General features: G+C 58.8%; 20 protein-coding genes and 2 tRNA genes. 13 read left to right on the top strand and 9 right to left on the bottom strand.

The window, feature by feature from the left end:
* The first annotated feature begins 197 nt into the window (after window positions 1-197).
* On the top strand, window positions 198-674 hold the full coding sequence (locus tag SOP95_RS13125; protein ID WP_274075783.1) for a hemerythrin domain-containing protein: 477 nt from the start codon (window positions 198-200) through the stop codon (window positions 672-674).
* Between the two features lie 114 nt (window positions 675-788).
* On the opposite strand, the gene SOP95_RS13130 is transcribed toward SOP95_RS13125, so the two are convergent.
* From SOP95_RS13130 to SOP95_RS13140, 3 genes are read right to left on the bottom strand one after another with little or no spacing between them, the layout of a single operon-like run.
* On the bottom strand, window positions 789-2,708 hold the full coding sequence (locus SOP95_RS13130) for a hybrid sensor histidine kinase/response regulator (protein ID WP_323607331.1): 1,920 nt from the start codon (window positions 2,706-2,708) through the stop codon (window positions 789-791).
* 7 nt (window positions 2,709-2,715) lie between these two features.
* On the bottom strand, window positions 2,716-5,028 hold the full coding sequence (locus SOP95_RS13135; RefSeq protein WP_323607332.1) for an ATP-dependent DNA helicase: 2,313 nt from the start codon (window positions 5,026-5,028) through the stop codon (window positions 2,716-2,718).
* Window positions 5,025-6,692 (bottom strand): VRR-NUC domain-containing protein, encoded by a 1,668-nt coding sequence (locus SOP95_RS13140; protein WP_323607333.1) that lies wholly within the window; start codon window positions 6,690-6,692, stop codon window positions 5,025-5,027. The genes SOP95_RS13135 and SOP95_RS13140 overlap by 4 nt, the downstream gene beginning before the upstream one ends.
* 195 nt (window positions 6,693-6,887) lie before the next feature.
* Here SOP95_RS13140 and SOP95_RS13145 point away from each other — a divergent pair, with 195 nt between their 5' ends.
* Window positions 6,888-7,112: a YgdI/YgdR family lipoprotein gene (locus SOP95_RS13145; RefSeq protein ID WP_323607334.1), complete on the top strand. Its 225-nt coding sequence runs from the start codon at window positions 6,888-6,890 to the stop codon at window positions 7,110-7,112.
* 98 nt (window positions 7,113-7,210) lie between these two features.
* Window positions 7,211-7,867, top strand: a complete 657-nt coding sequence (locus tag SOP95_RS13150) for an MliC family protein (protein ID WP_323607335.1) — start codon at window positions 7,211-7,213, stop codon at window positions 7,865-7,867.
* Window positions 7,868-7,930: 63 nt separating this feature from the next.
* Here the strand turns inward: SOP95_RS13150 and SOP95_RS13155 are convergent, their stop codons facing one another.
* The 4 genes from SOP95_RS13155 to SOP95_RS13170 all read right to left on the bottom strand — a co-directional run bounded on the left by SOP95_RS13155 (window position 7,931) and on the right by SOP95_RS13170 (window position 11,724).
* A complete protein-coding gene (locus tag SOP95_RS13155; protein WP_323607336.1) occupies window positions 7,931-9,016 on the bottom strand; it encodes a polyamine ABC transporter substrate-binding protein in 1,086 nt (361 codons plus the stop codon).
* A 63-nt stretch (window positions 9,017-9,079) separates the two neighbouring features.
* Window positions 9,080-9,421 carry a cupin domain-containing protein gene (locus tag SOP95_RS13160; protein WP_323607337.1) on the bottom strand — a complete coding sequence of 114 codons (342 nt, stop codon included), beginning with the start codon at window positions 9,419-9,421 and terminating at the stop codon, window positions 9,080-9,082.
* Window positions 9,422-9,451: 30 nt separating this feature from the next.
* Window positions 9,452-10,858, bottom strand: a complete 1,407-nt coding sequence (locus SOP95_RS13165) for an NAD(P)/FAD-dependent oxidoreductase (protein ID WP_323607338.1) — start codon at window positions 10,856-10,858, stop codon at window positions 9,452-9,454.
* Window positions 10,859-10,908: 50 nt separating this feature from the next.
* Window positions 10,909-11,724, bottom strand: a complete 816-nt coding sequence (locus SOP95_RS13170) for a helix-turn-helix domain-containing protein (RefSeq protein ID WP_323607339.1) — start codon at window positions 11,722-11,724, stop codon at window positions 10,909-10,911.
* A gap of 260 nt (window positions 11,725-11,984) precedes the next feature.
* On the opposite strand from SOP95_RS13170, the gene SOP95_RS13175 reads away from it, so the two are divergent.
* Entirely contained in the window at window positions 11,985-12,257 is a 273-nt protein-coding gene (locus SOP95_RS13175) for a DUF1652 domain-containing protein (RefSeq protein ID WP_274075793.1), read from the top strand.
* A gap of 842 nt (window positions 12,258-13,099) precedes the next feature.
* Here the strand turns inward: SOP95_RS13175 and pbpG are convergent.
* Entirely contained in the window at window positions 13,100-14,038 is a 939-nt protein-coding gene (pbpG, locus tag SOP95_RS13180; RefSeq protein WP_274074628.1) for a D-alanyl-D-alanine endopeptidase, read from the bottom strand.
* A 238-nt stretch (window positions 14,039-14,276) separates the two neighbouring features.
* The gene (gene folD / locus SOP95_RS13185) at window positions 14,277-15,131 is read right to left on the bottom strand and encodes a bifunctional methylenetetrahydrofolate dehydrogenase/methenyltetrahydrofolate cyclohydrolase FolD (protein WP_274074629.1); all 855 of its coding nucleotides are present in this window, start codon (window positions 15,129-15,131) and stop codon (window positions 14,277-14,279) included.
* Window positions 15,132-15,406: 275 nt separating this feature from the next.
* Between folD and SOP95_RS13190 the strand changes: the two genes are divergently transcribed.
* From SOP95_RS13190 to SOP95_RS13230, 9 genes are all read left to right on the top strand, one after another.
* Window positions 15,407-15,483 (top strand) — tRNA-Arg (locus SOP95_RS13190).
* 32 nt (window positions 15,484-15,515) lie between these two features.
* Window positions 15,516-15,591: transfer RNA gene (locus SOP95_RS13195), tRNA-His, on the top strand.
* Between the two features lie 395 nt (window positions 15,592-15,986).
* Window positions 15,987-17,297, top strand: coding sequence for a trigger factor (tig, locus tag SOP95_RS13200; protein WP_323607340.1), 1,311 nt, complete (start codon window positions 15,987-15,989; stop codon window positions 17,295-17,297).
* 92 nt (window positions 17,298-17,389) lie between these two features.
* Complete coding sequence (gene clpP / locus SOP95_RS13205; RefSeq protein ID WP_274074631.1) at window positions 17,390-18,025, top strand: ATP-dependent Clp endopeptidase proteolytic subunit ClpP; 636 nt, start codon at window positions 17,390-17,392, stop codon at window positions 18,023-18,025.
* 112 nt (window positions 18,026-18,137) lie between these two features.
* Complete coding sequence (gene clpX / locus SOP95_RS13210; protein ID WP_046817996.1) at window positions 18,138-19,421, top strand: ATP-dependent Clp protease ATP-binding subunit ClpX; 1,284 nt, start codon at window positions 18,138-18,140, stop codon at window positions 19,419-19,421.
* 161 nt (window positions 19,422-19,582) lie between these two features.
* Window positions 19,583-21,979 carry an endopeptidase La gene (lon, locus tag SOP95_RS13215; protein ID WP_046817997.1) on the top strand — a complete coding sequence of 799 codons (2,397 nt, stop codon included), beginning with the start codon at window positions 19,583-19,585 and terminating at the stop codon, window positions 21,977-21,979.
* Window positions 21,980-22,128: 149 nt separating this feature from the next.
* Window positions 22,129-22,401: an HU family DNA-binding protein gene (locus SOP95_RS13220; protein ID WP_002552737.1), complete on the top strand. Its 273-nt coding sequence runs from the start codon at window positions 22,129-22,131 to the stop codon at window positions 22,399-22,401.
* Window positions 22,402-22,634: 233 nt separating this feature from the next.
* A complete protein-coding gene (locus SOP95_RS13225; RefSeq protein WP_274074632.1) occupies window positions 22,635-24,506 on the top strand; it encodes a SurA N-terminal domain-containing protein in 1,872 nt (623 codons plus the stop codon).
* Window positions 24,507-24,699: 193 nt separating this feature from the next.
* The gene (locus tag SOP95_RS13230) at window positions 24,700-25,551 is read left to right on the top strand and encodes a DUF2242 domain-containing protein (RefSeq protein WP_323607341.1); all 852 of its coding nucleotides are present in this window, start codon (window positions 24,700-24,702) and stop codon (window positions 25,549-25,551) included.
* Window positions 25,552-25,622: the final 71 nt, after the last annotated feature.

Here is a 25,622-nt window from a genome sequence, read left to right on the forward strand (position 1 = left end):
TTTGCCGTGGCGAAGTGCATGAGTCGAAGCCCGGCCTCATGCAGCCTGCATGGCCCCAATTGGCCATTAGTGCAAATAACCCATTGATTCAAAAGCACTTTATTAACGCAGCTGAAGCGGCACGACAAATGCTCTACAACGATGAGTGACCTGCGGTACAAACCGTTCGCGCTGCCCTCAACTTGAGAGACCTGACCATGAACGCCATAGACCTGTTGAAAGCCGACCATGAACGCGTAAAAGGCATCCTCAGCCAACTGAGCGAATCCACCGAGCGCGGCCTGAAAAAGCGCACCGATCTCCTTCAAAAGCTTGAAATGGAAATCTCCATCCATACCCGCCTGGAAGAAGACATCCTGTACCCGGCCTACAAGGAAGCCGGCGGCAAGGAGCAGGACATCATGTATTACGAAGCCAAGGAAGAACACCGCACCGTGGATTCCCTGGTACTGCCGGACCTGAAAGTCACCGACCCGTCTACACCTGAATTCGCCGGTCGCGTCAAAGTGGTCAAGGAATTGCTCGAACACCACATTGAAGAGGAAGAGACCGAGATGTTTCCCCAGGCTAAAAAGTTGCTGGGGAAAGCGACTCTGGATGAGCTTGGGGAAAAAATGGAGGCTTTGAAGGCCCGCCTGAAAAAGGAAATGGCGGCTTCGCATATGGCTGCTTGATGATGGTGTGTTGTAACGGCGGCAGCCCATACCTGTAGGAGCCCGGCTTGCCGGCGAAGGCGTCCTTAAGGCCAACGCCATGTTCAGCGACGCCTTCGCCGGCAAGCCGGGCTCCTACAGGGCCGTCGCGATGATCTCCACCAGGTTCAGCTGGGTAAACGGCTTGGATAATCGCGGCAGCCCGGAAGCAAAGCCTTCCAGCCGATCGGCATAACCGGTAGCCAGGATAATCGGCATATCGGGTTTAAGCGTTCGGATCGCATCCGCCAGCTGCGCGCCGCTCATGTGCGGCATGGCCATGTCGGTGATGACAAGATCGATGGCCGGATTGTTCTCGAATTGCTCCAGGCCCTGTACACCGGACGTCGCGGTGATCACGCGGTGGCCGAGGTCTTCAAGCAACAGGCAGGTGCTGGTCAGCACCAGGCTGTCGTCATCCACCACCAGTATGCACAACCGAGGAACTTCCGGCTCTGCCGGCTCTTCGATAACGGGCGCCATCACGGCGTTTGCCGAGGCCACTGGCAACCACAACTCCGCGGTAGTGCCCTGGTTTTTCTGGCTCTTCAAAATGAATCGCCCACCCAATTGCTCGATGAAGCCATGGACCATCGACAAGCCCAGTCCTGTGCCCTTGCCAAGCCCTTTGGTGGTGAAAAACGGATCCATCGCCGAGGCCAGTGTCGCTTCATCCATCCCCTCGCCGGTGTCAGTGACACTCAGGCACACATAACGTCCCGCCTTCGGGAAAGACCTATTTTGAACAGGGATGGTTTCGACCCGGGCACTGATGACGATTCTGCCGCCATTGGGCATGGCATCGCGGGCGTTGGTGGCCAGGTTCAGCACCGCCAGTTCGAGCTGATTGACGTCGGCCATGACCGGCTCGAGCTGCGCGGGAAAACGGGCTTCCAATGCCACCGAAGGCCCGAGAGAGCTGCGCAGCAGCCCGGAAATCCCTTGCACCAGATCGGCGAGATCCACAGGTTCCGTCTTGAGCTCCTGTTTCCTGGCAAAGGCCAGCATGCGCTGGGTCAGGGACACGCCGCGCAAAGCACCCTGGGTGGCGTTGTCGAGCAAACGGACTATTTTCGGGTCGTCGGCCAGGCGTTTGCGCACAATTTCCAGGTTGCCAAGAATGACGGTCAGCAGATTATTGAAGTCGTGGGCAATCCCGCCGCTGAGCTGGCCGATGGCTTGCATCTTCTGCGCCTGGAACAGTGCTTCGCGGGTTTGCTCGAGCGCCTGCTGCGCCTCGGTCGCTTCGGTGATGTCGCGGGTGATCTTGGCAAACCCGAGCAAGGTACCGGTGTCTCCCCGGATCGGGTCGACCACGACATGGGCCAGGAACCTCGTGCCATCCTTGCGCACCCGCCAACCCTTGTTCTCGAAGCGTCCCTCGCGCGTCGCAATCTCCAGTGCCCAAGCTGGCAAGCCGGCAGCCTGGTCTTCGGGGGTGTAGAACATGGAAAAATGCTGGCCGATGACTTCTTCGGGCAAATAACCCTTGATGCGTTGGGCCCCCAGGTTCCAGTTGGTCACACGGCCATCCGGGGCAAGCATGTAGATGGCATAGTCGGTGACGCTCTGCACCAGCAACCGAAACTGTTGCTCGCTCTGCTTGAGGGTCTCTTCGGCCATCTTGCGGTCAGTCAGGTCACGGGTGATCTTGGCAAACCCCAGGAGCGTGCCCGTCGGGTCGTAGATCGGATCGATCACCACGTGGGACCAGAAATGCGTGCCGTCCTTGCGCACGCGCCAGCCTTCGCCTTCGAAACGCCCCTCGCGGATGGCCGTGTCCAGCGCCCGCTGGGGCAAGCCGGCACGACGATCTTCATCGGTATAGAAGCGCGAGAAATGCTGGCCGAGAATCTCCGCTTCCTCATAACCCTTGAAACGCCGGGCTCCTGCGTTCCAGCTGGTAATGATGCCATCCAGATCAATCATGTAGATCGCATAGTCCACCACTGCATCGATCAGCAGGCGCAGGCGCCTGTCTTCGTTGATCTCGGCCTGGGTTCGAACTTCGCTCATTGATCCCTCACATCCACTGCTGTTTTTCTGAAGTATGCGATAAACCGTCCATTTGAACAGTCGCCGGTGCAATTGACCACCAGCGCGGCAACAAGTGCTTGACCTTGCTCTCGCCAAACCGGTCATCGATCAACATCACCACGCCCTGGTCCTGCTGGGTACGAATCACCCTGCCGGCGGCTTGCACCACTTTTTGCACGCCGGGGTACAGGTAGGTGTAGTCGTAGCCTGCGCCGAACAGGGCCGCCATGCGTCGCTTGAATTGCTCGTTGACCGGGTTGAGCTGCGCCAGCCCCAGGGTGGCGATGAACGCGCCGATCAAGCGTGCGCCTGGCAAATCGATGCCTTCGCCAAACGCCCCACCCAGCACCGCGAAGCCCACACCCTGGCTTTCGGCGGTGAAGCGGTCGAGGAATTCCTGGCGCTGCGCCTCCGCCATGCCTCGGGACTGTGACCACAGGTTGATTGCGGGATAGCGCTCGGCCAGCAACTGCGCCACTTGCTGCAGGTAATCGAAGCTGCTGAAGAACGCCAGGTAGTTGCCGGGGCGCTGCCGGAACTGCTGGGCGATCAACTCGACGATCGGCCCCAGGGAGGCCTGGCGATGAACAAAGCGCGTGGAGATCTGGTTGACGATCTGCACGTGCAACTGATCGGCATGAAAGGGTGACTCGACGTCGATGCACACGGTATTCGCCGGGGTACCCAGCAAATCGGCGTAATAGTGGCGAGGGCTGAGGGTCGCCGAGAACAGCACGGTGCTGCGTGCAGCGCTCAGGCGCGGCCCGATGAAGCCGGCGGGCACCACATTGCGCAGGCACAGTTGCGAAAGGTTGCGCTTGCGTTCGAGGTCGCGCTTGCTGATGTCGAACAGGTACTGCTGGTCGAACAGCTCGCCCACCCGACAGAACTGCAGCACCTCGAAGTAGAAGCTCTGTAATGCACTGTCCAGCCCCTGGGGATGATCGTTCAGGTAATCACCGATGCTGGCGCTGCACGACGACAAGGCCTGGAGCAGTTTTTCCGGCGGTTTGTCGTAGGCCTGATAGGCACCGAGTTGCTGGTTATGCAGGGCATTCCATTCGCGGTTGACCCGCTGCAGCGGCTTTTTCAAAGCCTCGGGGGCGGTTTTTCGTACGCTATCGAGGGTCGATTGATCGAGGCTGGCGCTGTACATCTGCCGACCGCGCTCCACCAGGTTGTGGGCTTCGTCGACCAACACCGCGACTTTCCAGGTATTGGCCTGGGCCAGGCCGAACAACAGCGCACTGAAATCGAAGTAATAGTTGTAATCGGCTACCACCACGTCGGCCCAGCGGGCCATTTCCTGGCTCAGGTAATACGGGCAGACCTCATGCTCTAGGGCGACCTGGCGCAATGCGCTCTGGTCCAGCAGGCTCAGCTCGCTGGCGGCCTGGCGCGCCGCCGGCAAGCGATCATAGAAGCCCTGGGCCAACGGGCAGGATTCACCGTGGCAGGCCTTGTCAGGGTGTTCACAGGCCTTGTCCCGGGCGATCATCTCCAGCACCCGCAGGGGCGGCGCATCGGCGCGCGCCAGGATCACCTGCGCGGCGTCCAGGGCCAGCTTGCGTCCAGGGGTTTTCGCCGTGAGAAAGAACACCTTGTCCAGTTGCTGCGGCGCCAGGGCCTTGAGCAGCGGAAACAGGGTGCCGATGGTCTTGCCAATCCCCGTGGGGGCCTGGGCCATCAGGCAGCGGCCGGTGCTGACGGCCTTGAACACCGATTCGGCCAGGTGACGCTGCCCCGGGCGAAAGTCGGCATGGGGAAACGCCAGCTCTTGCGCCGCCTGGTTACGCCCCTGGCGATGGACCGTTTCCTGTTCGGCCCAGTGCAGGAACAGGCCACAATGGTGTTCGAAGAACTGCCCGAGTTCGGCGGCGTCGAAGGCCTCGACCAGACAGGTTTCCTTTTCGCTGACGATATCGAAATACACCAGCGCCAGGTTGATCTGCGCCAGGTCGAGTTTGCGGCACATCAGCCAGCCATAGATTTTAGCCTGTGCCCAGTGCAGTTGACGGTGGTTGGCCGGTTGCTTGCTCAAGTCGCCGCGGTAGGTCTTGACCTCTTCCAGGCAGTTTTGCCCGGGCTCGTAGCCATCCGCCCTGCCCCTGACCGTCAGGCCCTGAAACGAACCTTCGAGAGCGACTTCACTCTGGTAGCCATCACTGCGCCGTGACGCCACTGTGCGGTGCCCGACGATACCTTCAAGCGCGGTCGGCGACGGGGTGAAACGCAAGTCGAGGTCTCCGACCTTGGCGGTGAACTCACACAACGCCCGTACCGCGATGCTGTAGCTCAAGCGCCCTGCTCCGCCCATTGCACATAACACACGGCAATCGGCATCCGGTGCTCATGACAGAACGCCAGCCAGCGCAGCTGGTTATCCTGCAGGCGATCCCCCGGTCCCTTGACTTCGATCATGCGGTAGGTTTTTTCCTGCGGCCAGAACTGGATCAGGTCCGGCATGCCCGCGCGATTGGCCTTGATGTCGAGCAACAAGCGGTTGAACCAGTGCTTGAGGTGCTCGGCCGGCAAGCAGTCCAACGCCTGCTCCAGCAACGCCTCGTTGAGTGCGCCCCAGAACACGAAGGGCGACTGTACCCCCCATTTTTCGGCATAACGCGCGCGAATAGTTGCACGATAGCGCCCGTCGTCGAGTTCGCCGAGGCAGGCCTGGAACAACTCGGCCCGGCGGCCATGGAAGTCTTCGCTCAACAGGTCCACCGGACCGCGCTGGAACGGATGGAAAAACGCCCCCGGCAGCGGGGCAAAAATCGCCGGCCAGCACAGCAGGCCGAACAGCGAGTTGATCAGGCTGTTTTCGACGTAATGAACCGGTGCCGACTCTTCGCCCAGGTGCGCCTGTACATGGTCCTCGACCGACAACAAAGGGTCGATCCTGCTCAGTTGCAGGTCCAGGCGCAACATCTCCCGGGGAGCCACACGCTTGACCGCCGGCCCGCCCAGCTTGCGCCGCAGCCTGGGCAGGACACGCAACAGGTGCTGCTGCTCCGCGGCGTTTTGCGGTGACTGTTCGGCCATACAAGCCAGGTCCAGGGCCAGCTGGTACTCGCCGCAACGCTCCAGCACCCGGATCATGCGCACCCGCGCGCCGGGATACGCGCAGTCACGGTACAGGCTCAACGCGGCAGGGAAATCACCGACGCGCTCGCACTCCTGGCCCATCTGGAACAACTGCTTGTCGCGGCGCCTCTGCAGCCAGGGATTGCTCAGCGCCAGGCCGTTGATCTGCACGGCGATGTCGGCCACCGCCTCGCCAGCCTCGAACAGCTGCTGGCACTGGTAGAGGAACAGGCAGGCATCGACGTCCTCACGACTGCGCAAGCCCCGGGAATCGTCGCTAAACTCCACTTTTTCATAGGTAAAGATACCCAGGTCCGCGAGGACGAATTCGGACCAGTCCTGGTAGACATTGCCGAAAAACATCAAGCGCAGGCGATCGCACAGGCCCATGATGGTCAGGCTGAACAAGCGGTCGTTCAGCGCCGGACACCAGTCGTCGAAGGGCTGCGCTTGAGGAAACTGCGCGCACAAATCCGGCAGCCAGTCGGTCTTTTTACCCTTGGGTTTAACAATCGCGTTGCCCAGGCATTGCAGTATTTCCGCCTTGAGCAACACTTCAAACAACGCCTCTACCGGTAACGGCTGGCGGTCGTCGAGCCAACCCAGCGCCAGCAATGGCTGGGCGGCGCTGGGGATGTCACCGATCTCGGCGTAATACAGCTTGCTGGCCCGGAAGTGAACGCCCTTGCGCATGACCATCCTGACCAGCAACGCCCGGGACTCGCGGGGCAAGTCTTTGAAGTCGTTGATGAAGCGATGCTCTTCGTCGCTCAACACGTCGGCATAGCGATGCTCAAGCCAATCAAGCACTTGCATGAAGTTGTTGAGGTAATAGAACGGATCGTCGAGAGGATTTGCGGTCACGGGAAAAGGGGCCATGAATATCGAGCACTGGTTATGCATACAGATACCAGTAACGCCCTGCCCCATGCAAACGGAAAAGGATAAGCGGCGGTACTCCAAGGGTTTTTTGCCCCAGGCAGCGAACTTTCCGCCGTTCCATCGTACCAATCGCCATGCAGCTGCACTCGCTTGCGGCAGCCGTCCGGTTTCAATGAACAATGAGAGGTGACTATGAACATCAAGACTCTGGGTTTTCCCCTGGCGGTAGCAGCCTTTTTTGCCCTGGCTGGCTGCTCGACACCCACGGTGGTTACCCTGCAGAACGGCACCCAGTACCTGACCAAGGACATGCCGAAAACCAAGAACAAGGATGGCTTCTACGAGTTCGAGGATATTTCCGGGGCGACGGTGAAGGTCAGGGCTGATGAAGTGGCCACGGTTCGAGAGGAAGACTGAGTCCGCGAATCATTTTTGCTCTGCTCTGCTGGTGTGGCAGGTTTCGAGCACTGCCTTACACTGCGATAGACCCAGTGCGACCGGATGATGGTGTCGAAATGAAAATGGTCACGCCACTTTTGACTTCCCTCCTCGCGGTCGGCGCCTGGGCTTCCACGAGTCTTTGTGCAAATGCCGCGACGCCCGCGCGAACCTTCAACACCAGCTTCGATTGCGCCTCGGCCAGGGAGCCCATTGAAAAGCTGATTTGTCGCGATAGCCAACTGGCGCAAATGGACAGGGAGCTGCAACGCCTTTATCTGCTGGCGCTCACGGATGCACATTCGGTACCGCCTCCGAACAAAGTCGAGCTTGATCAGCAGTTCTGGGTCCACGCCCGCAATCAGTGTGCCGGGACGCAAGCCAAGGCATGCACGATCCGCAGCTACGTCGAGCGCGCGCACCTGTTACGTCAAGGTTCGGCGATTGCCCGGACCAAGGATCCCAGCAGGCTCACCGAAGGCCCCGTCGCCTATCGTTGCACCGGGTTTAACGGGGTGCTCACTGCAACCTTCTTCAATGCAGAGCCGGGTGTCGTCTACCTGAAATGGGCCAACGCCTCAGTCATCCTTGACCAGGTGTCGAACTATTCCGGCACCCAGTACAAGGGCAAGGACTTTCGAGGCGACTACAGCTTCTGGCAAAACGGCAGCGAGACCCTTTTACAAATGCCGGGCTCCGGAGCAATGACTTGTACGGTCGATCCGGCAGCTTGATCTGCGTCGCGCTGCTTTGAAAGGCAACCGGGACGTTCTGTCCCGATGGCCAGGGTGAGGTTTTCAACTGCCGGTGCGAATCTTGTTCCAGACTCGCGTGCGAATCCGGTCGATATTCAACGGCATCGCTTCGAGCGCAAACAGTTTCCCCATCATGTCCGGGCTCGGATAAACCTTGGTGTCATTCTTGATGTCCGGGTCGATCAGGCTGTCGGCCTGTTCGTTGCCGTTGGCGTAGTGCACATGGTTACTGATGCTGGCCATGACGTCTGGCCGCAGCAGGTAGTTCATGAAGGCGTAACCGGCCTTTTCATCCGGGGCGTCCACGGGCATGGCAACCATATCGAACCAGATGGCGGCGCCTTCCCTGGGAATCGCGTAGCCGATCTCTATGCCGTTGTTGGCTTCCCTGGCGCGGTTTTCCGCTTGCAGGATGTCGCCGGAGAAACCGACCGCCACGCAGACATCACCGTTGGCAAGGTCACTGGTGTACTTGGATGAGTGGAAATAGCTGACATAAGGCCGCACTTTGAGCAGCAGCGCTTCGGCTTTCTTGTAGTCTTCCGGGTTTTTGCTGTGGTGTGGCAGACCCAGGTAGTTAAGTGCCGCAGGGAGTAGTTCCGGGCCATTGTCGAGGATCGCCACGCCGCACTTCTGCAGCTTCTGCATGTTCTCGGGTTTGAAGATCAGGTCCCAGGAATCCACTGGCGCGTTTTCGCCAAGGACCGCCTTGACCTTGGCTATGTTGTAGCCAATGCCGGTACTGCCCCACAGGTAAGGGAAACCGTGTTCGTTCCCCGGATCGTTGCCCTGCAACGCCTTGAGTAACACCGGGTTGAGGTTGTTCCAGTTGGGCAACTGCGCCTTGTCGAGCTTTTTCAGGGCGCCGCCTTCAATTTGCCGCGCCATGAAGTGGTTGGACGGGAACACCACGTCGTACCCTGACCTTCCGGTCATCAACTTGCCATCGAGGGTTTCATTGCTGTCGTAGACGTCGTAGGTGAAGGCAACGCCGGTCTCTTTCTGGAAGTTCTTCGTGGTGTCCGGCGCGATGTAGTCCGACCAGTTGTAGATCTTGACGGTCTCGGCCGCCTGGCTGATGGCAGCGCACAGCATCAGCGGCGCCAGGACTAGTGACTTTGGGGACATGGGTCGATTCCTGTGGGGCTGTTTTTGTTGTTGGAGTTCGGCAGGCAATCAAGGGACCTGCGTTCAGAAAATCAGGACGTACGTCTTGCGCACGGTTTCCTCGATATCCCAGACGCCGAGGCTATTGGCCGGCAACATCAGGGCGTCGCCCGCTTCGATGTGCAGGGTTTCACCTTCGTCCGGGGTGAAGGTGCAACGCCCCTGGATGAAGTGACAGAATTCCTGGGCGACGATCTGCCGCCGCCAGCGTCCCGGGGTGCATTCCCAGACGCCGGTCTCGACGCCGTCGTCGCGTTCGACGCTGGTGGTCGAAGCCACCGCCACCGGCGTGCCCAAAGGCACGGCGACCGGGTTCGACTCTTGCAGTTGCAGGGTGGCGGTGTTCTTGAATTGGGTGATGCGCATGGGAGTACCTGTCAGTGAAGAAAACGCTGTTTAGTGCATGAAACCTTCCATGAACCCTGCAACCCCGCTGGCGAGCTTTCGCCGCCAGGGCGCGCTGGTTGGGTTGGCCAGGGTCTGGTCTTCATGGACGAAGCTGCGGATGATCGCGTTGTAGCCGAGCCAGCGGCAGGGTTCGGGCTCCCAGGCCTTGAGTGCGTTCAGTCCACCCCCGGTTGACACCCAAGGCTGGCGGACCCGCTCGGTGTCGCGTTGCAGGATCAGGTCGGCCAGGGTCCTGCCGCCCAGGTTGCTGGCGCCGACGCCCTCCCCGCCATAACCGCCGGACACGGCGATGCCGCTGGCCTGGTCGCACAGCATGTGTGGCTTGAAATGCCGCGACATGCCCAGGTTGCCGCCCCAGCCATGGGTGATCTGCACATTGCGCAGCTGTGGGAAGAGTTCGCCGAACAGATACCGGCGCAATTCGATTTCGCTGTGCGTCAGGTCGAAGTCATGGCGCAGCCTGCCGGCAAACTGGTAGCCGCCACGGGCGCCGAAGATCAACCGGTTGTCTGCCGTGCGTTGGCCGTAGGTGACCTGGCGACTGCTTTCGCTGAAAGCCTGGCCACGACTCAGGCCGATTTCGTCCCAGGTGGCGGCCGACAATGGCTCTGTGGCCACGATCAGGCTTTGCACCGGTAACTGATAACGCCCCAACGGCGGCAAGGTCACCGAATAGCCTTCGACCGCCGGCACCACCCAGCGGCTGCGCACCGAGGCCCGGGCCGTTCGCAGGCTGCCGGACTGCCAATGATTCACCGGGCTGTTCTCGTAGATCCTGACGCCCAGGCGCTCGACCGCACGCGCCAGCCCGCGGACCAGTTTCGCCGGGTGCAGGGTCGCGACGTGTGGCGCGTAGATACCACCGTAAGGTTTGGCCACGCGGATCTGTTGCGCCAACTGTTCCGGGCTCAACCAGCGGTAATCGTTCTCGTTGAGCCCCTGGCTGTACAGCTTGTCCAGGTACTGACGCAGGCTGGCCTCCTGCTCGGGATAGCGGGCTGCGCAATAAAGCGCGCCACCCTTGCGATAATCGCAGTCGATGCCTTCACGATCGATGACGTTTTTCACTTCATCGGGAATGCCATGAAGCAAATCGTAAGAGGCGCGACGTTGCTCGGGTGACGAGGCGGCAAGCAGCCGGTCTTCGCCCAGCAGATTGCCCATCAACCACCCGCCATTGCGCCCCGAGGCGCCAAAACCGGCGGTTTGCGCCTCGATGATGACGATGTTCAGGTCGGGCGCCTGGCGCTTGAGGTAGTACGCGGTCCAGAGCCCGGTATACCCCGCGCCGATAATGGCGACGTCGACGTCCAGATCCTGTTCCAGCGCCGCACGCGCCACCAGGGGCTCGTCGAGCTGGTCCATCCACAAACTGATAGTGCGCCACGCCGACATGCAAGACTCCGCCACTCAGACTTCGATGGCGTTGATCCTAATGCGCGGGCTCAGGCACTGTCTTGCGCGCGTGCACGCAAGGAAATCTGTTTGACGTAGGCCTTGGGCGACAGGCCTGTGTGCTGGCGGAAACAGCTGTAGAACGCCGACAGGGAATTGAAACCGGCGGCGAACGCCAGCTCGTCGATACGCACCGGTGGCGTGGCGCTGTCCAGGGCGCTGAGCAGGTGCTGCAGGCGTGCCTGGTTGACGTAGCGATAGAAGCTCTGCCCCAGCACCTGGTTGAGCAGATAGGAAATCTGGTTGCGACTGTACCCGCACTCCTGCGCCACCCGCTGCAGGTCGAGCTCAGGGTCGAGATAAGGCTGCTGGCGTTGGAAGTACTGTTGCAGGTCGTCGGCCATGAAGCTCAACTGCCGCGGCGACAGGCCCAGCCGACTGACCGCCGGGCGCTGGCTGGCGGTGTTTTTGCCGGTTGGCTGTTCGTGAACCAGCGAAGCGTATTCGTTGACCCGCCAGATCAGCCCGTCCTTCACGGTGATCGCTTCACTGGCGCGAAACGACACCAACCCCTCACCGCCGCGCAGGGTGATGCGGTACTGGATGAACGCAGTGTTGCCGTCCAGGCGGATGCGGTCCGTGTGTTCCAGGGCTTCGTCCGGGTCACGGGGCATGCTGCTGTGCACATAGTCCCGCAACTCAGCCAGCCCCATCACCCGGTTCTGGAAAAAATCGCTGTACTGGACTTCGGGGTGATACAGCGCCATGACCCCGTCCAGATCGCGGTGTTTCCAGCGCAAGTGATAACGCATGACCGTCTCGCCCGTGGCCTGGGTTTGCAGCGGGCCATCATCCTCGGCATGCATGGTAAGTCTCGTTAAAAAGTGCCGAGCTTGCCCAAGTTTGCCCGCGCCTTCAATGGCTAACAGTGGCTGGCCATTGCGCAAACGTTGGCGCACGTGACCTGCATCAAAAGAATCGCAGCAATTGCCAAACGGCCTGAAAAAAACACATTTTTTTCACATCCAGCTGCTACTTTTAAAGACTGTCACTGGTTGAGCCAATGAAGGCTCTTCCCACCTAACGTGAGCTAACGGAAGCGCTCGATAAAGAAGGCGGGCAACACATGAATAGAGGGTTCAGCAAGGTCACTTTTCCAAATGCCTGCCAGCTGATGCGCTGGCATTTCCATCCCATGGGTTTCGAGGCAAGCATGGACGCCCCGGGCAGCATGATTGCCCGTTTGTTTGATCGGGCCAGTGGCGAGACCATGATCGCCATCGCCGGTATCCCCTGTTCGACGGTCATGAATGCCGCCGACGTCGAGCGAATAATCGAAGCCGTGGAGGATGAGCTTGAAGCGTTCATTCCTCCGGTGGCCCTCAGGAGTTATGCCTGAAGGCAGGCCTTCCCCATCCAAAAGCCCACGATATGGTGTAATGCTGTTCACTTAAGCATGGTGTTGTTAAGAACTGGATTGGGGGAATATCCATTGCTGCGGTAACGGCCACTTATGGTTTCGCTCTTACAGCGAGTCACTTTTGGAAGAGCCCAAAAGTAACCAAAAGGCTCTTGCCCCACCACTCGGTGCCTCGCTGTGGCTCGGCATGCCGTATCGAAGGCATTGCTCCGTGGGTCGCCGCGATGGGCCGTCCCTGGCCCAGCGCGACTAAACCGGCGTCCTGCCGGTTTACCCACTACGCAATGCCTGCGTTCGGCCATCGTGGTTTAACGGGGCGCCACGATCAAAAGCAAAGCGAGGCGGCCTGACAGCCGACCTGGTTTCAAGTGAGCACGTTCCCCTGTAGGAGCGAGCTTGCTCCCACAATTGGATCGTAGACAGGTCCCTTAATCAGGTCGGCTGTCAGGCCGCCTCGCTTTTGCTTTGGCTTTTGATTTTCTTGCCCCATCGAGAGGCCGAGTGGAGGTTCTGCGCAGTGGGTAAACCGGCATGGATGCCGGTTTAGTCGCCCTCGGCCATGGATGGCCGATGGCGACGGGCCCACGGAGCAGGACCGGAGCGAGGGCATGCCGAGCCACAGCGAGGCACCGAACGTCAGGGGCAAGAGCCCTTGGTTACTTGGGGCTTTTCCAAGTGACTCGCTGTAAGAGCGAAACCATAGGTGGCCGTTACCGCAGGAATGGATATACACCTAATCCAAATACCACCTGGGGCCCTCCAACCTAAAGTGAACAGCATTACCCGATTGATCGGGGCTTTTGTCTGCTGTAGCGGCCGGCTTACTTCGAAGCTTCAACCACGCCACTCTGGCGCTGCTTGAGGTTCTTGTCCGATTTGTACTGCAAGGCGGCGGAAGCCACGGCAGCGCTCTTGCCGGTTTCAACCCAATTGCGGATGCGCGCGGCATCGGCAAAGTGCGTGTATTTGCCATAAGCGTCGAGCAGCACCAGGGCAACTGGACGGTTGCTCATCCGGGTCACCAGCACCAGGCAGTGGCCTGCTGCGTTGGTGAAGCCGGTCTTGGTCAGCTGGATGTCCCAGTCCGGCTTGCGCACCAGATGGTCGGTATTGCGGAAACCCAGGCTATAGACGGGTTTACGAAAGGTGACGGTTTTTTCCTTGGTGGTGCTCAGCTCGGTCAGCAACGGGTATTTGTGCGCGGCGATCAACAGTTTGCTCAGGTCGCGCGCGGTCGATACGTTGCGCGCGGAGAGACCGGTCGGCTCGACGAAATGGGTGTTGGTCATGCCCAGGGCCCGGGCCTTGGCGTTCATCGCGGCAATGAACGCGGCATAGCCGCCTGGATAGTGATGGGCCAGGCTGGCGGCGGCCCGGTTTTCCGAGGACATCAGGGCAATCAGCAGCATTTCCCGACGCGGCAGTTCGCTCCTGAGTTTTACCCGGGAGTACACACCTTTCATTTCCGGCGTGTCGCTGATGTCGATGTTGATGTATTCGTCCATGTTCTGCCGGGCTTCAACCACGACCAGGCCGGTCATCAGTTTGCTGACCGAAGCGATGGGGACGACGACGTCCGGGTTGCTGGCATAGATGACTTTGTTGGTCTGCAGGTCCAGCAGCAAGGAGCTGCCGGAAGCGAGCTTGAGTGACTTGGTATCCCGCGGCGCTGCGGTGGTCTCGTCGGCACTGGCGATTGGCGTGAGGAAAGTCCCTGTAACTGCAAAAAATAGGCTCAGGATGGAAAGACGGATTTTCACGCTGGCAGACTCAATAAAGTGTTGATAAGCCGTTTTTGTAACGGGCTATTTCCCGAAAAGCGCGACATTCTGGAGTATGGCTGAATAACTGTCGATGGTTGTTCGAGGGCAGAGTGAAAGACCCTCGAAACGTGAAAAAAACGTCATTTTCCGGCGGATGGTCATCCCGTTCCGCGGGCAAAAAAGAACCCCGCCATGGGCGGGGTTCCTTGTGTCGCTGGTTGCCTCTACCTGCGCCTCAGCTGTGCAGGGCTTCAGCGGCGTACAGGGTGTTTTCCAGCAGGCAGGCGCGGGTCATCGGGCCAACGCCGCCTGGCACCGGAGTGATCCAGCCGGCACGGGGCAGGGCGGTTTCGTAGATCACGTCACCCACCAGCTTGCCGTCTTCCTGGCGGTTGATGCCAACGTCGATCACGATCGCGCCTTCCTTGATCCACTCACCTTTTACCAGGCCCGGCTTGCCGGCGGCGACGACCACCAGGTCAGCACGGCCGACGTGACCGGCCAGGTCCTTGGTGAAGCGGTGGGTGACGGTCACGGTGCAACCGGCCAGCAACAGTTCCATCGCCATCGGGCGTCCGACGATATTGGAAGCGCCGACCACCACCGCGTTCATCCCGTAGAGATCGGCGCCGGTGCTTTCCAGCAGCGTCATGATCCCTTTCGGGGTGCAGGGACGCAGCAGCGGGATGCGCTGGGCCAGGCGGCCGACGTTATAAGGGTGGAAACCATCGACGTCTTTATCCGGGCGAATGCGTTCCAGCAATTTGGAGGCATCCAGATGTTCCGGCAGAGGAAGCTGAAGCAGGACGCCGTCAATCGCCGGATCGTCATTGAGGCGATCGATCAGGTCGGCCAGCGCTTGCTGGGTGGTGTCGGAAGGCAGGTCATAGGCCTGGGACAGGAAGCCGACCTCTTCACAGTCTTTACGCTTGTGCGAGACATAAACCTGAGAGGCAGGATCGCTGCCGACCAGGATCACCGCGAGGCCCGGCGTGCGCAGACCTTGCTGGCGACGCTCGTTGACGCGTTGGGCGATCTGCTGGCGCAGGCTGGCGGCGATCGATTTGCCGTCGATAAGTTGTGCAGTCATTGCGCGTGATTAACCATCGAGAGGGGAAAAAAAGAGAGCGCATTCTCGCATGTCATGCGGTGAGGGCAAAGGCGCTTGGTCTGCAAATTCCGCTAACCCCTTTAATTAAATGAATTTTTTTCAAAAAGGATTTGACGACCTGCGGGGGGCTCTATACTATTCGTCGCACTTGTCGGGCACAGCCTAGCACTGGTTGAGAAGGTTGAGCGGGATTACGGTTCTGCAAGACTGAAAAGCACTTAGTTTGTAGTCCTCCAAGAGTACAGATTAACAAGGCGCCCGTAGCTCAGCTGGATAGAGCATCCGCCTTCTAAGCGGATGGTCGCAGGTTCGAGTCCTGCCGGGTGCGCCATTAGGCAGCTTTGGCACAAGTAACGCGATATGGTGGGCGTAGCTCAGTTGGTAGAGCACGGGATTGTGACTCCCGTTGTCGTGGGTTCGATCCCCATCGTCCACCCCATATTTCGAAAAGGCGCCAGATTAATAGTCTGGCGCCTTTTTTGTTTCAGCAGATTCAGCGACCGCAGGTACCGGGTCGCAAGGGCAGGGCGTTTCGTCGTTTTTATGTTTCGCGATGATGCCGTGTTGCCCGCCGGCCTTGCTTGCGAGATCGGCTGCCAGGGAGATGATTGGCGACCTCCTCTATATATAGAAAGGTTGGCGCAGAGCCCTGGCGTGATTGATTGTATTTGCCATCGGGGCGAGGTGCATTCGTGCATTCGCACCTATAAATTGCCTGCTGCGTTTTTACCCGTTTTCAGTAGGGTGACTTCTTGAGTTTGACCCACTAGAATGCATGCCCTTGATTCTGGGGTCGGAAACGGCCGGCTAACGTCTGTGCAACGAGGAATATCCATGCAAGTTTCTGTTGAAAATACTACTGCTCTTGAGCGCCGCATGAGCGTCACCGTGCCGGCTGAGCGCATCGAGAGCCAGGTCAACAAGCGTCTGCAGCAGACCGCCCAAAAGGCCAAGATTGCTGGCTTCCGTCCAGGCAAAGTGCCAATGAGCGAAATCAAGCGCCGTTTCGGTGCTGACGCTCGCCAGGAAGCTGTAGGCGACGTGATCCAGTCTTCCTTCTACGAAGCTGTGGTTGAGCAGAAGCTGAACCCGGCGGGTTCGCCGTCGATCGAACCAAAATCCCTGGAAGCGGGCAAGGACCTGGAATACGTAGCCGTATTCGAAGTGTTCCCTGAGTTCACCGTTGCCGGTTTCGAAGGTATCACCGTAGAGCGCCTGAGCGCTGACGTGGCTGACGCCGATCTGGACAAGATGCTGGACATCCTGCGCAAGCAGAACACCCGTTTCGAAGTGGCTGATCGCGCCGCTCAAAACGAAGACCAGCTGAACATCGATTTCGTTGGCAAGGTCGACGGTGAAGTGTTCGCTGGCGGTTCCGCCAAGGGCACCCAGCTGGTCCTGGGTTCCGGCCGCATGATCCCTGGCTTCGAAGACGGCCTGGTTGGCGCTAAAGCCGGCGAAGAGCGCGTTCTGAACCTGACCTTCCCTGAGGACTATCAGAACCTGGACCTGGCTGGCAAAACCGCCGAGTTCACCGTGACCGTCAACACCGTTTCCGAGCCAAAACTGCCAGAGCTGAACGAAGAGTTCTTCGCTCAATTCGGCATCAAGGAAACCGGTCTGGAAGGCTTCCGCACCGAAGTTCGCAAGAACATGGAGCGCGAACTGCGCCAGGCGATCAAATCCAAGGTTAAGAATCAGGTCATGGACGGTCTGCTGGCCACCAACCCGATCGAAGTGCCAAAGGCCCTGCTGTCCAACGAAGTCGACCGTCTGCGCGTGCAGGCTGTTCAACAGTTCGGCGGCAACATCAAGCCTGACCAACTGCCGGCCGAGCTGTTCGAAGAGCAAGCCAAGCGCCGTGTTGTCCTGGGCCTGATCGTGGCTGAAGTGGTCAAGCAATTCGACCTGAAGCCTGACGAAGCCCGCGTTCGCGAGATGATCCAGGAAATGGCTTCGGCTTATCAGGAGCCTGAGCAAGTTGTGTCCTGGTACTACAAGAACGACCAGCAACTGAACGAAGTTCGTTCGGTTGTGCTGGAAGAGCAAGTTGTGGATACTGTTCTGCAGAAAGCTAGCGTGACCGACAAATCGGTCTCTTACGAAGAAGCGGTCAAGCCGGTAGAAGCTCCACAAGCCGACTGATCATTTTTGCGCTAAGAAGCACACACATAAGCCAGCTCTCGAGCTGGCTTATGCGTATTCAAGACATAACTATTTGGGAGTGACTGCAGAGCATGTTCCGTAATTCGTATATTCAGCAGAACTCTGATATCCAGGCCGCAGGGGGCCTGGTCCCGATGGTTGTCGAGCAGTCCGCTCGTGGCGAGCGCGCCTACGACATCTACTCGCGTCTTCTCAAGGAGCGAGTGATCTTCCTGGTGGGTCCGGTAGAGGACTACATGGCCAACCTGATCTGTGCGCAACTGCTGTTCCTTGAAGCGGAAAACCCGGACAAGGACATCCATCTCTATATCAACTCCCCGGGCGGTTCGGTGACGGCGGGCATGTCGATCTACGACACCATGCAGTTCATCAAACCCAACGTGTCGACCACCTGTATCGGTCAGGCGTGCAGCATGGGCGCGTTCCTGCTGACGGCCGGTGCCAAAGGCAAGCGTTACTGCCTGCCGAACTCGCGTGTGATGATTCACCAGCCACTGGGCGGTTTCCAGGGCCAGGCATCGGATATCGAAATCCATGCCAAGGAAATCCTCTTCATCCGCGAGCGTCTGAACACGCTGATGGCCAAGCACAGCGGGCGTACTCTGGAAGAAATCGAGCGCGACACCAACCGCGACAACTTCATGAGTGCAGAAGCTGCGAAGGAATACGGCTTGATCGATGAAGTGATCAACCAGCGCCCCGCGTAAAATAAGCAGCTCAAAATAGGGGTGGTCGGCGGGTCCGATCACCAGCGGGCTTGAAAAAGCCCGCAATAGCCTTCATCTTGTGTTGCAAGCCTATCGGATTTGGATCGAACGAATGACTGACACCCGCAACGGCGAGGACAACGGCAAGCTGCTCTATTGCTCCTTCTGTGGCAAAAGCCAGCATGAAGTGCGCAAATTGATTGCCGGCCCCTCGGTCTTTATCTGCGACGAGTGCGTCGACCTGTGCAATGACATCATCCGTGAGGAGGTGCAGGAAGCCCAGGCCGAGAGCAGCGCGCATAAATTGCCTTCGCCTAAAGAAATCAGCGGCATCCTTGATCAGTATGTGATTGGTCAGGAGCGTGCGAAAAAGGTTCTGGCCGTAGCGGTGTACAACCACTACAAGCGTCTTAACCAGCGTGACAAGAAGAGCGACGACGTCGAACTCGGCAAGAGCAACATCTTGCTGATCGGCCCGACAGGCTCGGGTAAAACCCTGCTTGCCGAAACCCTGGCCCGCTTGCTGAACGTTCCGTTCACCATTGCCGACGCAACCACCCTCACCGAGGCGGGTTACGTGGGTGAAGATGTCGAGAACATCATTCAGAAGCTGTTGCAGAAGTGCGATTACGACGTGGAAAAAGCCCAGATGGGCATTGTCTACATCGATGAGATCGATAAGATCTCGCGCAAATCCGACAACCCGTCGATCACCCGGGACGTTTCCGGTGAAGGCGTGCAGCAGGCCCTGCTCAAGTTGATCGAAGGCACGGTCGCTTCCGTTCCACCTCAAGGTGGTCGCAAGCATCCGCAGCAGGAATTCCTTCAGGTCGACACCCGTAACATCCTGTTCATCTGCGGTGGTGCGTTCTCTGGTCTGGAAAAGGTTATTCAAAACCGTTCCACCAAAGGCGGCATCGGTTTCGGTGCAGAAGTGCGCAGCAAGGAAGAAGGCAAGAAAGTCGGTGAATCCCTGCGTGAAGTCGAGCCTGACGATCTGGTCAAGTTCGGTCTGATCCCGGAATTCGTCGGTCGTCTGCCGGTCCTGGCCACGCTGGACGAGCTTGATGAGGCTGCGTTGATGCAGATCCTCACCGAGCCGAAAAACGCACTGACCAAGCAATACGCCAAGTTGTTCGAGATGGAAGGCGTAGACCTGGAATTCCGTGCCGATGCACTGAAATCGGTCGCAAAACGTGCCCTGGAACGCAAGACCGGTGCCCGTGGCCTGCGTTCGATTCTCGAAGGTGTACTGCTCGACACCATGTATGAAATCCCCTCGCAGTCCGAGGTGAGTAAAGTGGTGATCGACGAAAGCGTTATAGAAGGCAAGTCCAAGCCGCTGTATATCTATGAAAACAGTGAGCCTGCTGCCAAGGCCGCGCCAGACGCCTAAGCGTCACGCAGCCGGTACAAAGAAGGGGCCTTCGGGCCCCTTTGCTTTTTGCACTTTTTAACACTGTCTTTGTGCTTGTTTTTTTTCAAGGCAGCCCCCATCTTGGTTTCAAGCTTACATCCATCTGTTTCCGGCCTTATGGCCGCCGTAGAGGCGAAATCATGAAGACAACCATCGAATTGCCTCTCCTGCCATTGCGTGATGTCGTGGTTTATCCGCACATGGTTATCCCGCTGTTCGTGGGGCGCGAGAAATCCATCGAAGCCCTCGAGGCCGCGATGACGGGCGACAAGCAGATCCTTCTGCTGGCCCAGAGAAACCCTGCTGACGACGATCCCGGCGAAGACGCACTTTATCGCGTAGGTACGATTGCGACCGTTCTGCAGCTGCTCAAGCTGCCTGACGGCACGGTCAAGGTTCTGGTCGAAGGCGAGCAGCGTGGCGCCGTGGAGCGCTTCAGCGAAGTGGACGGCCACTGCCGCGCCGAAGTGTCGTTGATCGACGAGGTCGATGCGCCTGAGCGCGAGTCGGAAGTGTTCGTGCGCAGCCTGCTGTCGCAGTTCGAACAATATGTGCAGTTGGGCAAGAAAGTCCCGGCTGAGGTCCTGTCGTCGCTCAACAGCATCGATGAGCCAGGCCGCCTGGTCGACACCATGGCCGCGCACATGGCGCTGAAGATCGAGCAGAAGCAGGAAATTCTCGAAATCATCGATTTGTCGGCCCGTGTCGAGCACGTGCTGGCCTTGCTGGATGCCGAGATCGACCTGCTGCAGGTCGAAAAACGCATCCGCGGTCGTGTCAAAAAGCAAATGGAGCGCAGTCAGCGCGAGTACTACCTGAATGAGCAGATGAAGGCCATTCAGAAAGAGCTCGGTGACAGCGACGAAGGGCATAACGAAGTCGAAGAGCTGAAAAAGCGCATCGATGCCGCCGGCCTGCCGAAAGACGCCCTGGCCAAGGCGACGGCCGAGCTGAACAAGCTCAAGCAGATGTCGCCGATGTCCGCCGAAGCGACTGTGGTGCGTTCCTACATCGACTGGCTGGTCCAGGTGCCGTGGAAGGCCCAGAGTAAAGTGCGCCTTGACCTGGCTCGCGCAGAAGACATTCTCGACGCCGATCACTACGGCCTCGAAGAGGTCAAGGAACGCATTCTTGAATACCTCGCCGTGCAGAAGCGCGTGAAGAAGATTCGTGGTCCGGTGTTGTGCCTGGTAGGTCCTCCCGGGGTGGGTAAAACCTCGCTGGCGGAGTCCATTGCCCACGCCACCAACCGTAAATTCGTGCGCATGGCCCTCGGCGGCGTGCGCGATGAAGCGGAAATTCGTGGTCATCGCCGTACTTACATCGGTTCGATGCCAGGAAGATTGATTCAAAAGATGACAAAGGTGGGTGTGCGCAACCCGCTGTTCCTGCTCGATGAAATCGACAAGATGGGCAGCGACATGCGTGGCGATCCGGCGTCGGCGTTGCTGGAAGTGCTCGATCCGGAGCAGAACCACAACTTCAACGATCACTATCTGGAAGTCGATTACGACCTGTCCGATGTGATGTTCCTGTGCACCTCCAACTCCATGAACATTCCACCGGCGCTGCTGGACCGGATGGAAGTGATTCGTCTGCCGGGTTACACCGAAGACGAGAAGATCAACATCGCCGTCAAATACCTCTCGCCCAAGCAGATCACGGCCAACGGCCTGAAGAAAGGCGAGCTGGAATTCGACGCCGAAGCGATCCGCGACATCATCCGCTACTACACCCGCGAAGCCGGTGTACGGGGCTTGGAGCGCCAGATTGCCAAGGTCTGCCGCAAGGCGGTCAAAGAGCATGCGCTGGAAAAACGCTTCTCTGTGAAGGTCACTGCGGACGATCTGGAACACTTCCTGGGCGTGCGTAAATTCCGCTACGGCCTGGCAGAGCAGCAGGACCAGATCGGTCAGGTGACCGGCCTGGCGTGGACGCAGGTGGGCGGTGAATTGCTGACCATCGAAGCCGCTGTCGTACCGGGTAAAGGCCAGCTGATCAAGACCGGTTCCCTGGGTGACGTGATGGTCGAATCGATCACCGCAGCCCTGACCGTTGTGCGCAGCCGGGCCAAGAGCCTGGGCATTCCCCTGGACTTCCACGAGAAGCGCGACACGCACATCCACATGCCGGAAGGCGCGACCCCGAAAGACGGCCCTAGCGCCGGCGTGGGCATGTGCACGGCATTGGTCTCGGCACTGACCGGCATCCCGGTACGTGCAGATGTTGCCATGACGGGTGAAATTACCCTGCGTGGCCAGGTATTGGCGATTGGCGGCTTGAAGGAAAAACTGCTGGCCGCGCATCGTGGCGGAATCAAGACCGTGATCATTCCTGAAGAGAATGTTCGCGATTTGAAGGAAATTCCGGACAATATCAAGCAAGATCTTCAGATTAAACCAGTTAAATGGATTGACGAGGTCCTGCAAATTGCGCTGCAATACGCCCCGGAGCCCTTACCGGATGTGGCTCCGGAGATAGTCGCGAAGGATGAGAAACGTGACGCAGATTCTAAGGAAAGAATTAGCACGCATTAGTACGTATTTGCCTGGGGGGCTTCCTTGACAGCTTTTTAGAGCCCTTGTTATAAAGCGGCTCTTAAGTGTCTGTAGGCCATTCAGCACTCGTTTTTGCTTTCACCAAAAAAACTTAGAATCATACTCAAATAGATATAAGGGGACTTAGAGTGAACAAGTCGGAACTGATTGATGCTATCGCTGCATCCGCTGATATCCCGAAAGCTGCTGCTGGCCGTGCGCTGGACGCTGTAATCGAATCCGTCACTGGCGCTCTCAAGGCTGGCGACTCCGTGGTTCTGGTTGGTTTCGGTACCTTCTCCGTAACTGATCGTCCAGCTCGCATCGGTCGTAACCCACAGACCGGTAAGACGCTGGAAATCGCAGCTGCCAAAAAACCAGGTTTCAAAGCCGGTAAAGCACTGAAAGAAGCTGTCAACTAAGTTCCATTCAGGTTTTTGCCTATCCGGGTCGGGGTCAAGCCTGACCTGGCAGCGGAGCGGTAGTCCAGTCGGCAGTTCGCCGGTCCGAGACGCCGAGGCTTGTCAAGACGAGTCATCGGTCCGCTCCGCCAGTTACGAGAAGGCGCATCCTCGGATGCGCCTTTCTTCTATCCGGATTCTACCCACGCTCCACGGTTGCCTAATTTTGAAGTTCAACCGTTTATGGGGGACGCATGCTGCAAAATATCAGGGACAATTCACAAGGCTGGATTGCCAAGACCATTATCGGGGTCATCGTTGCACTGATGGCCTTGACCGGTTTCGACGCCATTTTCCAGGCCACGACGAGCAAGAACGAAGCGGCGAAGGTCAATGGTGAAGAAATCAGCCAGAACGAGCTGAGCCAGGCGGTCGATATGCAACGCCGTCAACTCATGCAACAGCTGGGCAAGGATTTCGACGCCTCTTTGCTCGACGAAAAAATGCTGCGCGAATCGGCCCTCAAAGGCCTGATCGACCGCAAACTGCTGCTGCAAGGCGCAGAAAACTCCAAATTCGCTTTCTCCGAAGCGGCGCTGGACCAGGTCATCCTGCAAACACCTGAATTCCAGGTGGATGGCAAGTTCAGCGCTGAGCGTTTCGACCAGGTGATTCGTCAGCTCGGCTACAGCCGCATGCAGTTCCGCCAGATGCTGGCTCAGGAAATGCTGATCGGGCAACTGCGCGCCGGTGTGGCGGGTAGCGGTTTTGTTACCGATGCCCAGGTCCTGGCCTTCGCCCGTCTGGAAAAACAGACCCGCGATTTCGCTTCCCTGAACATCAAGGTCGACCCGTCGACCGTGAAGCTGACCGACGAAGAGGTCAAGGCCTACTACGACGAGCACGCCAAGGAATTCATGACGCCGGATCAGGTGGTCATTGATTACCTGGAGTTGAAGAAGGCTTCCTTCTTTGATCAGGTCAGCGTCAAGGACGAAGACCTGCAAGCGGCGTATCAGAAAGAAACCGCGAACCTGTCCGAGCAACGCCGGGCTGCGCACATTCTGGTCGAAGTGAACGACAAGACCACCGAAGCGCAGGCCAAGGCCAAGATCGAAGAGATCAAGGCCCGCCTGGACAAGGGTGAGCAGTTCGACGCCCTGGCCAAGGAATTCTCCCAGGACCCGGGTTCGGCGAATAACGGCGGTGACCTGGGCTACGCAGGTCCTGGCGTCTATGACCCGGCGTTCGAGAAAGCCCTGTATGCGTTGGCCCAGGACCAGGTTTCCGAGCCGGTTCGCACCGACTTCGGTTTCCACCTGATCAAGCTGTTGGGCGTGGAAGCGCCTGAAGTGCCGACGTTGGCCAGCCTGAAAGACAAGCTGACCCGCGAATTGAAGGCTCAGCAGGTCGAGCAGCGTTTCGTCGAAGCGACCAAGCAACTGGAAGACGCCGCGTTCGAAGCCTCCGATCTGGTCCAGCCTGCGCAGGACTTGAAGCTGACCGTTCATACTTCCGCGCCATTCGGCCGTGAAGGTGGCGAAGGCATTGCGGCCAACCGTGCCGTGATCACCGCAGCGTTCAGCCCGGAAGTACTCGATGAGAGTGCCAACAGCACCGCCATCGAGCTCGACCCCGACACCGTGATCGTGTTGCGTGCCAAGGAGCACCTCAAGCCTGAACAACTGCCACTGGAAAAGGTGGAAGGTCCGATCCGCATGCAATTGGCCAAGGAGCACGCCATTGCTGCCGCCAAGACCCGTGCTGACGAGCTGATTGCCAGCCTGCGTGATGGCAAGACCCCTCTGGACAAGCCGATCGACGGTCAGAGCTGGAAGGTTACCGAAGCTGCGACCCGCGCTCAGGAAGGCGTTGACCCGGCTGTGCTGCAGGCGCTGTTCCGCATGCCCAAGCCTGCTGCCAAGGACAAACCGACTTTCAGCAGCGTCACCTTGCCTGATGGCAGCCTGATGATCGTGCGTCTGAACGGTGTGAACGAGGCCGCCACGCCGACCGAAGAAGAGAAGGCTCAATACCGTCGCTTCCTCGCTTCGCGCGTTGGCCAGCAAGACTTCGCGGCTTACCGCAAGCAGCTGGAAAGCCAGGCCGAGATCAAGCGTTTCTGATCTCAGTCCGCGTGATATGAAGACCCCGGCCGTTAGGCCGGGGTTTTTTTTCGCCTGTATTGCACGAGGCGGGGTAATTTTCTCCCGACCATCGGGTCAACACCCCTGTAACTGTTTTAAGACACAATCGGTACGCCGCTAAGCATCGATCTGTTGCACAATACGCCCCGAACCGTTTCTCTCAGGATGTTCAATGTTTAAATCAATTCCCATGCGGGTTGTCGGGCTGGCCTTGGTGCTGGCTGCTGCTGCCGGTTGTTCGTCGAAGAAAGCCGCCATCTACGAGCATGAGAACTTCGATGATTCCGGAACCTTTTCCCGCAACTATCCGGTGACCGATTCGGCCTCCTGTGAAGCGGCTCGTCGAGCCTTGCTGAGCCAGGGCTATATCATCACCAGCAGTGATCCGAAGCTGGTCAGTGGGCACAAGAGCTTCCAGCAAACCGGCGAAAACCACATGGAAATCAGTTTCAGCGTGGTCTGCACCGAAGACGGCACGACGGAGCACCATGCCACCGTGTTCGCCAACGCCCTGCAGGACAAGTACGCGCTGAAGAAAACCAACAACTCGGCGAGCCTCGGTGTCGGTGTGCTGGGCTCGGTGTCGATGCCGATCGGCTCGTCGGACGACTCGATGGTCAAGGTCGCGAGCGAAACCGTCACCTCGGCGAAGTTCTACGAGCGTTTCTTCGCCCTGGTCGAGCTGTTCCTGCCCAAGGAAGTGAAAGCCGCGGCGCACATCCCCGACAAGCCGAAAACCGACCTGGGCGTGCCCGAGCCGAAGCCGGCACCGGCACCGGCGTCAGCGCCGTTAGCACCGGAATCTGCGCCAGAGCCTGCCCCGGCGCCAGAAGGCGCCAAGGCCCCTGAAGTCGCTCCAGCCGCTTCCGAGCCGGTTGCGCCGCCGCCTGAGGCTGCACCGATTACCTCGACCCCAAGCGCTGAGCCAACGCCTTCCACGGAAAGCATCACGCCACCCGCCAACCCAAGCGACATGTCGCCACCTTCGGAACCGATCCAGGCCATGCCCGTCACTGGCCAGTGATGGCGCCACGGGGCCAGGCGACATCGCGCCGGCCCCGTCACCGCTACAAAGATTGACCCGCGTCAAACAGA

Origin of the sequence: Pseudomonas sp. YuFO8 (assembly GCF_035065025.1) — a bacterium.
Lineage (GTDB): Bacteria > Pseudomonadota > Gammaproteobacteria > Pseudomonadales > Pseudomonadaceae > Aquipseudomonas > Aquipseudomonas putida_AE.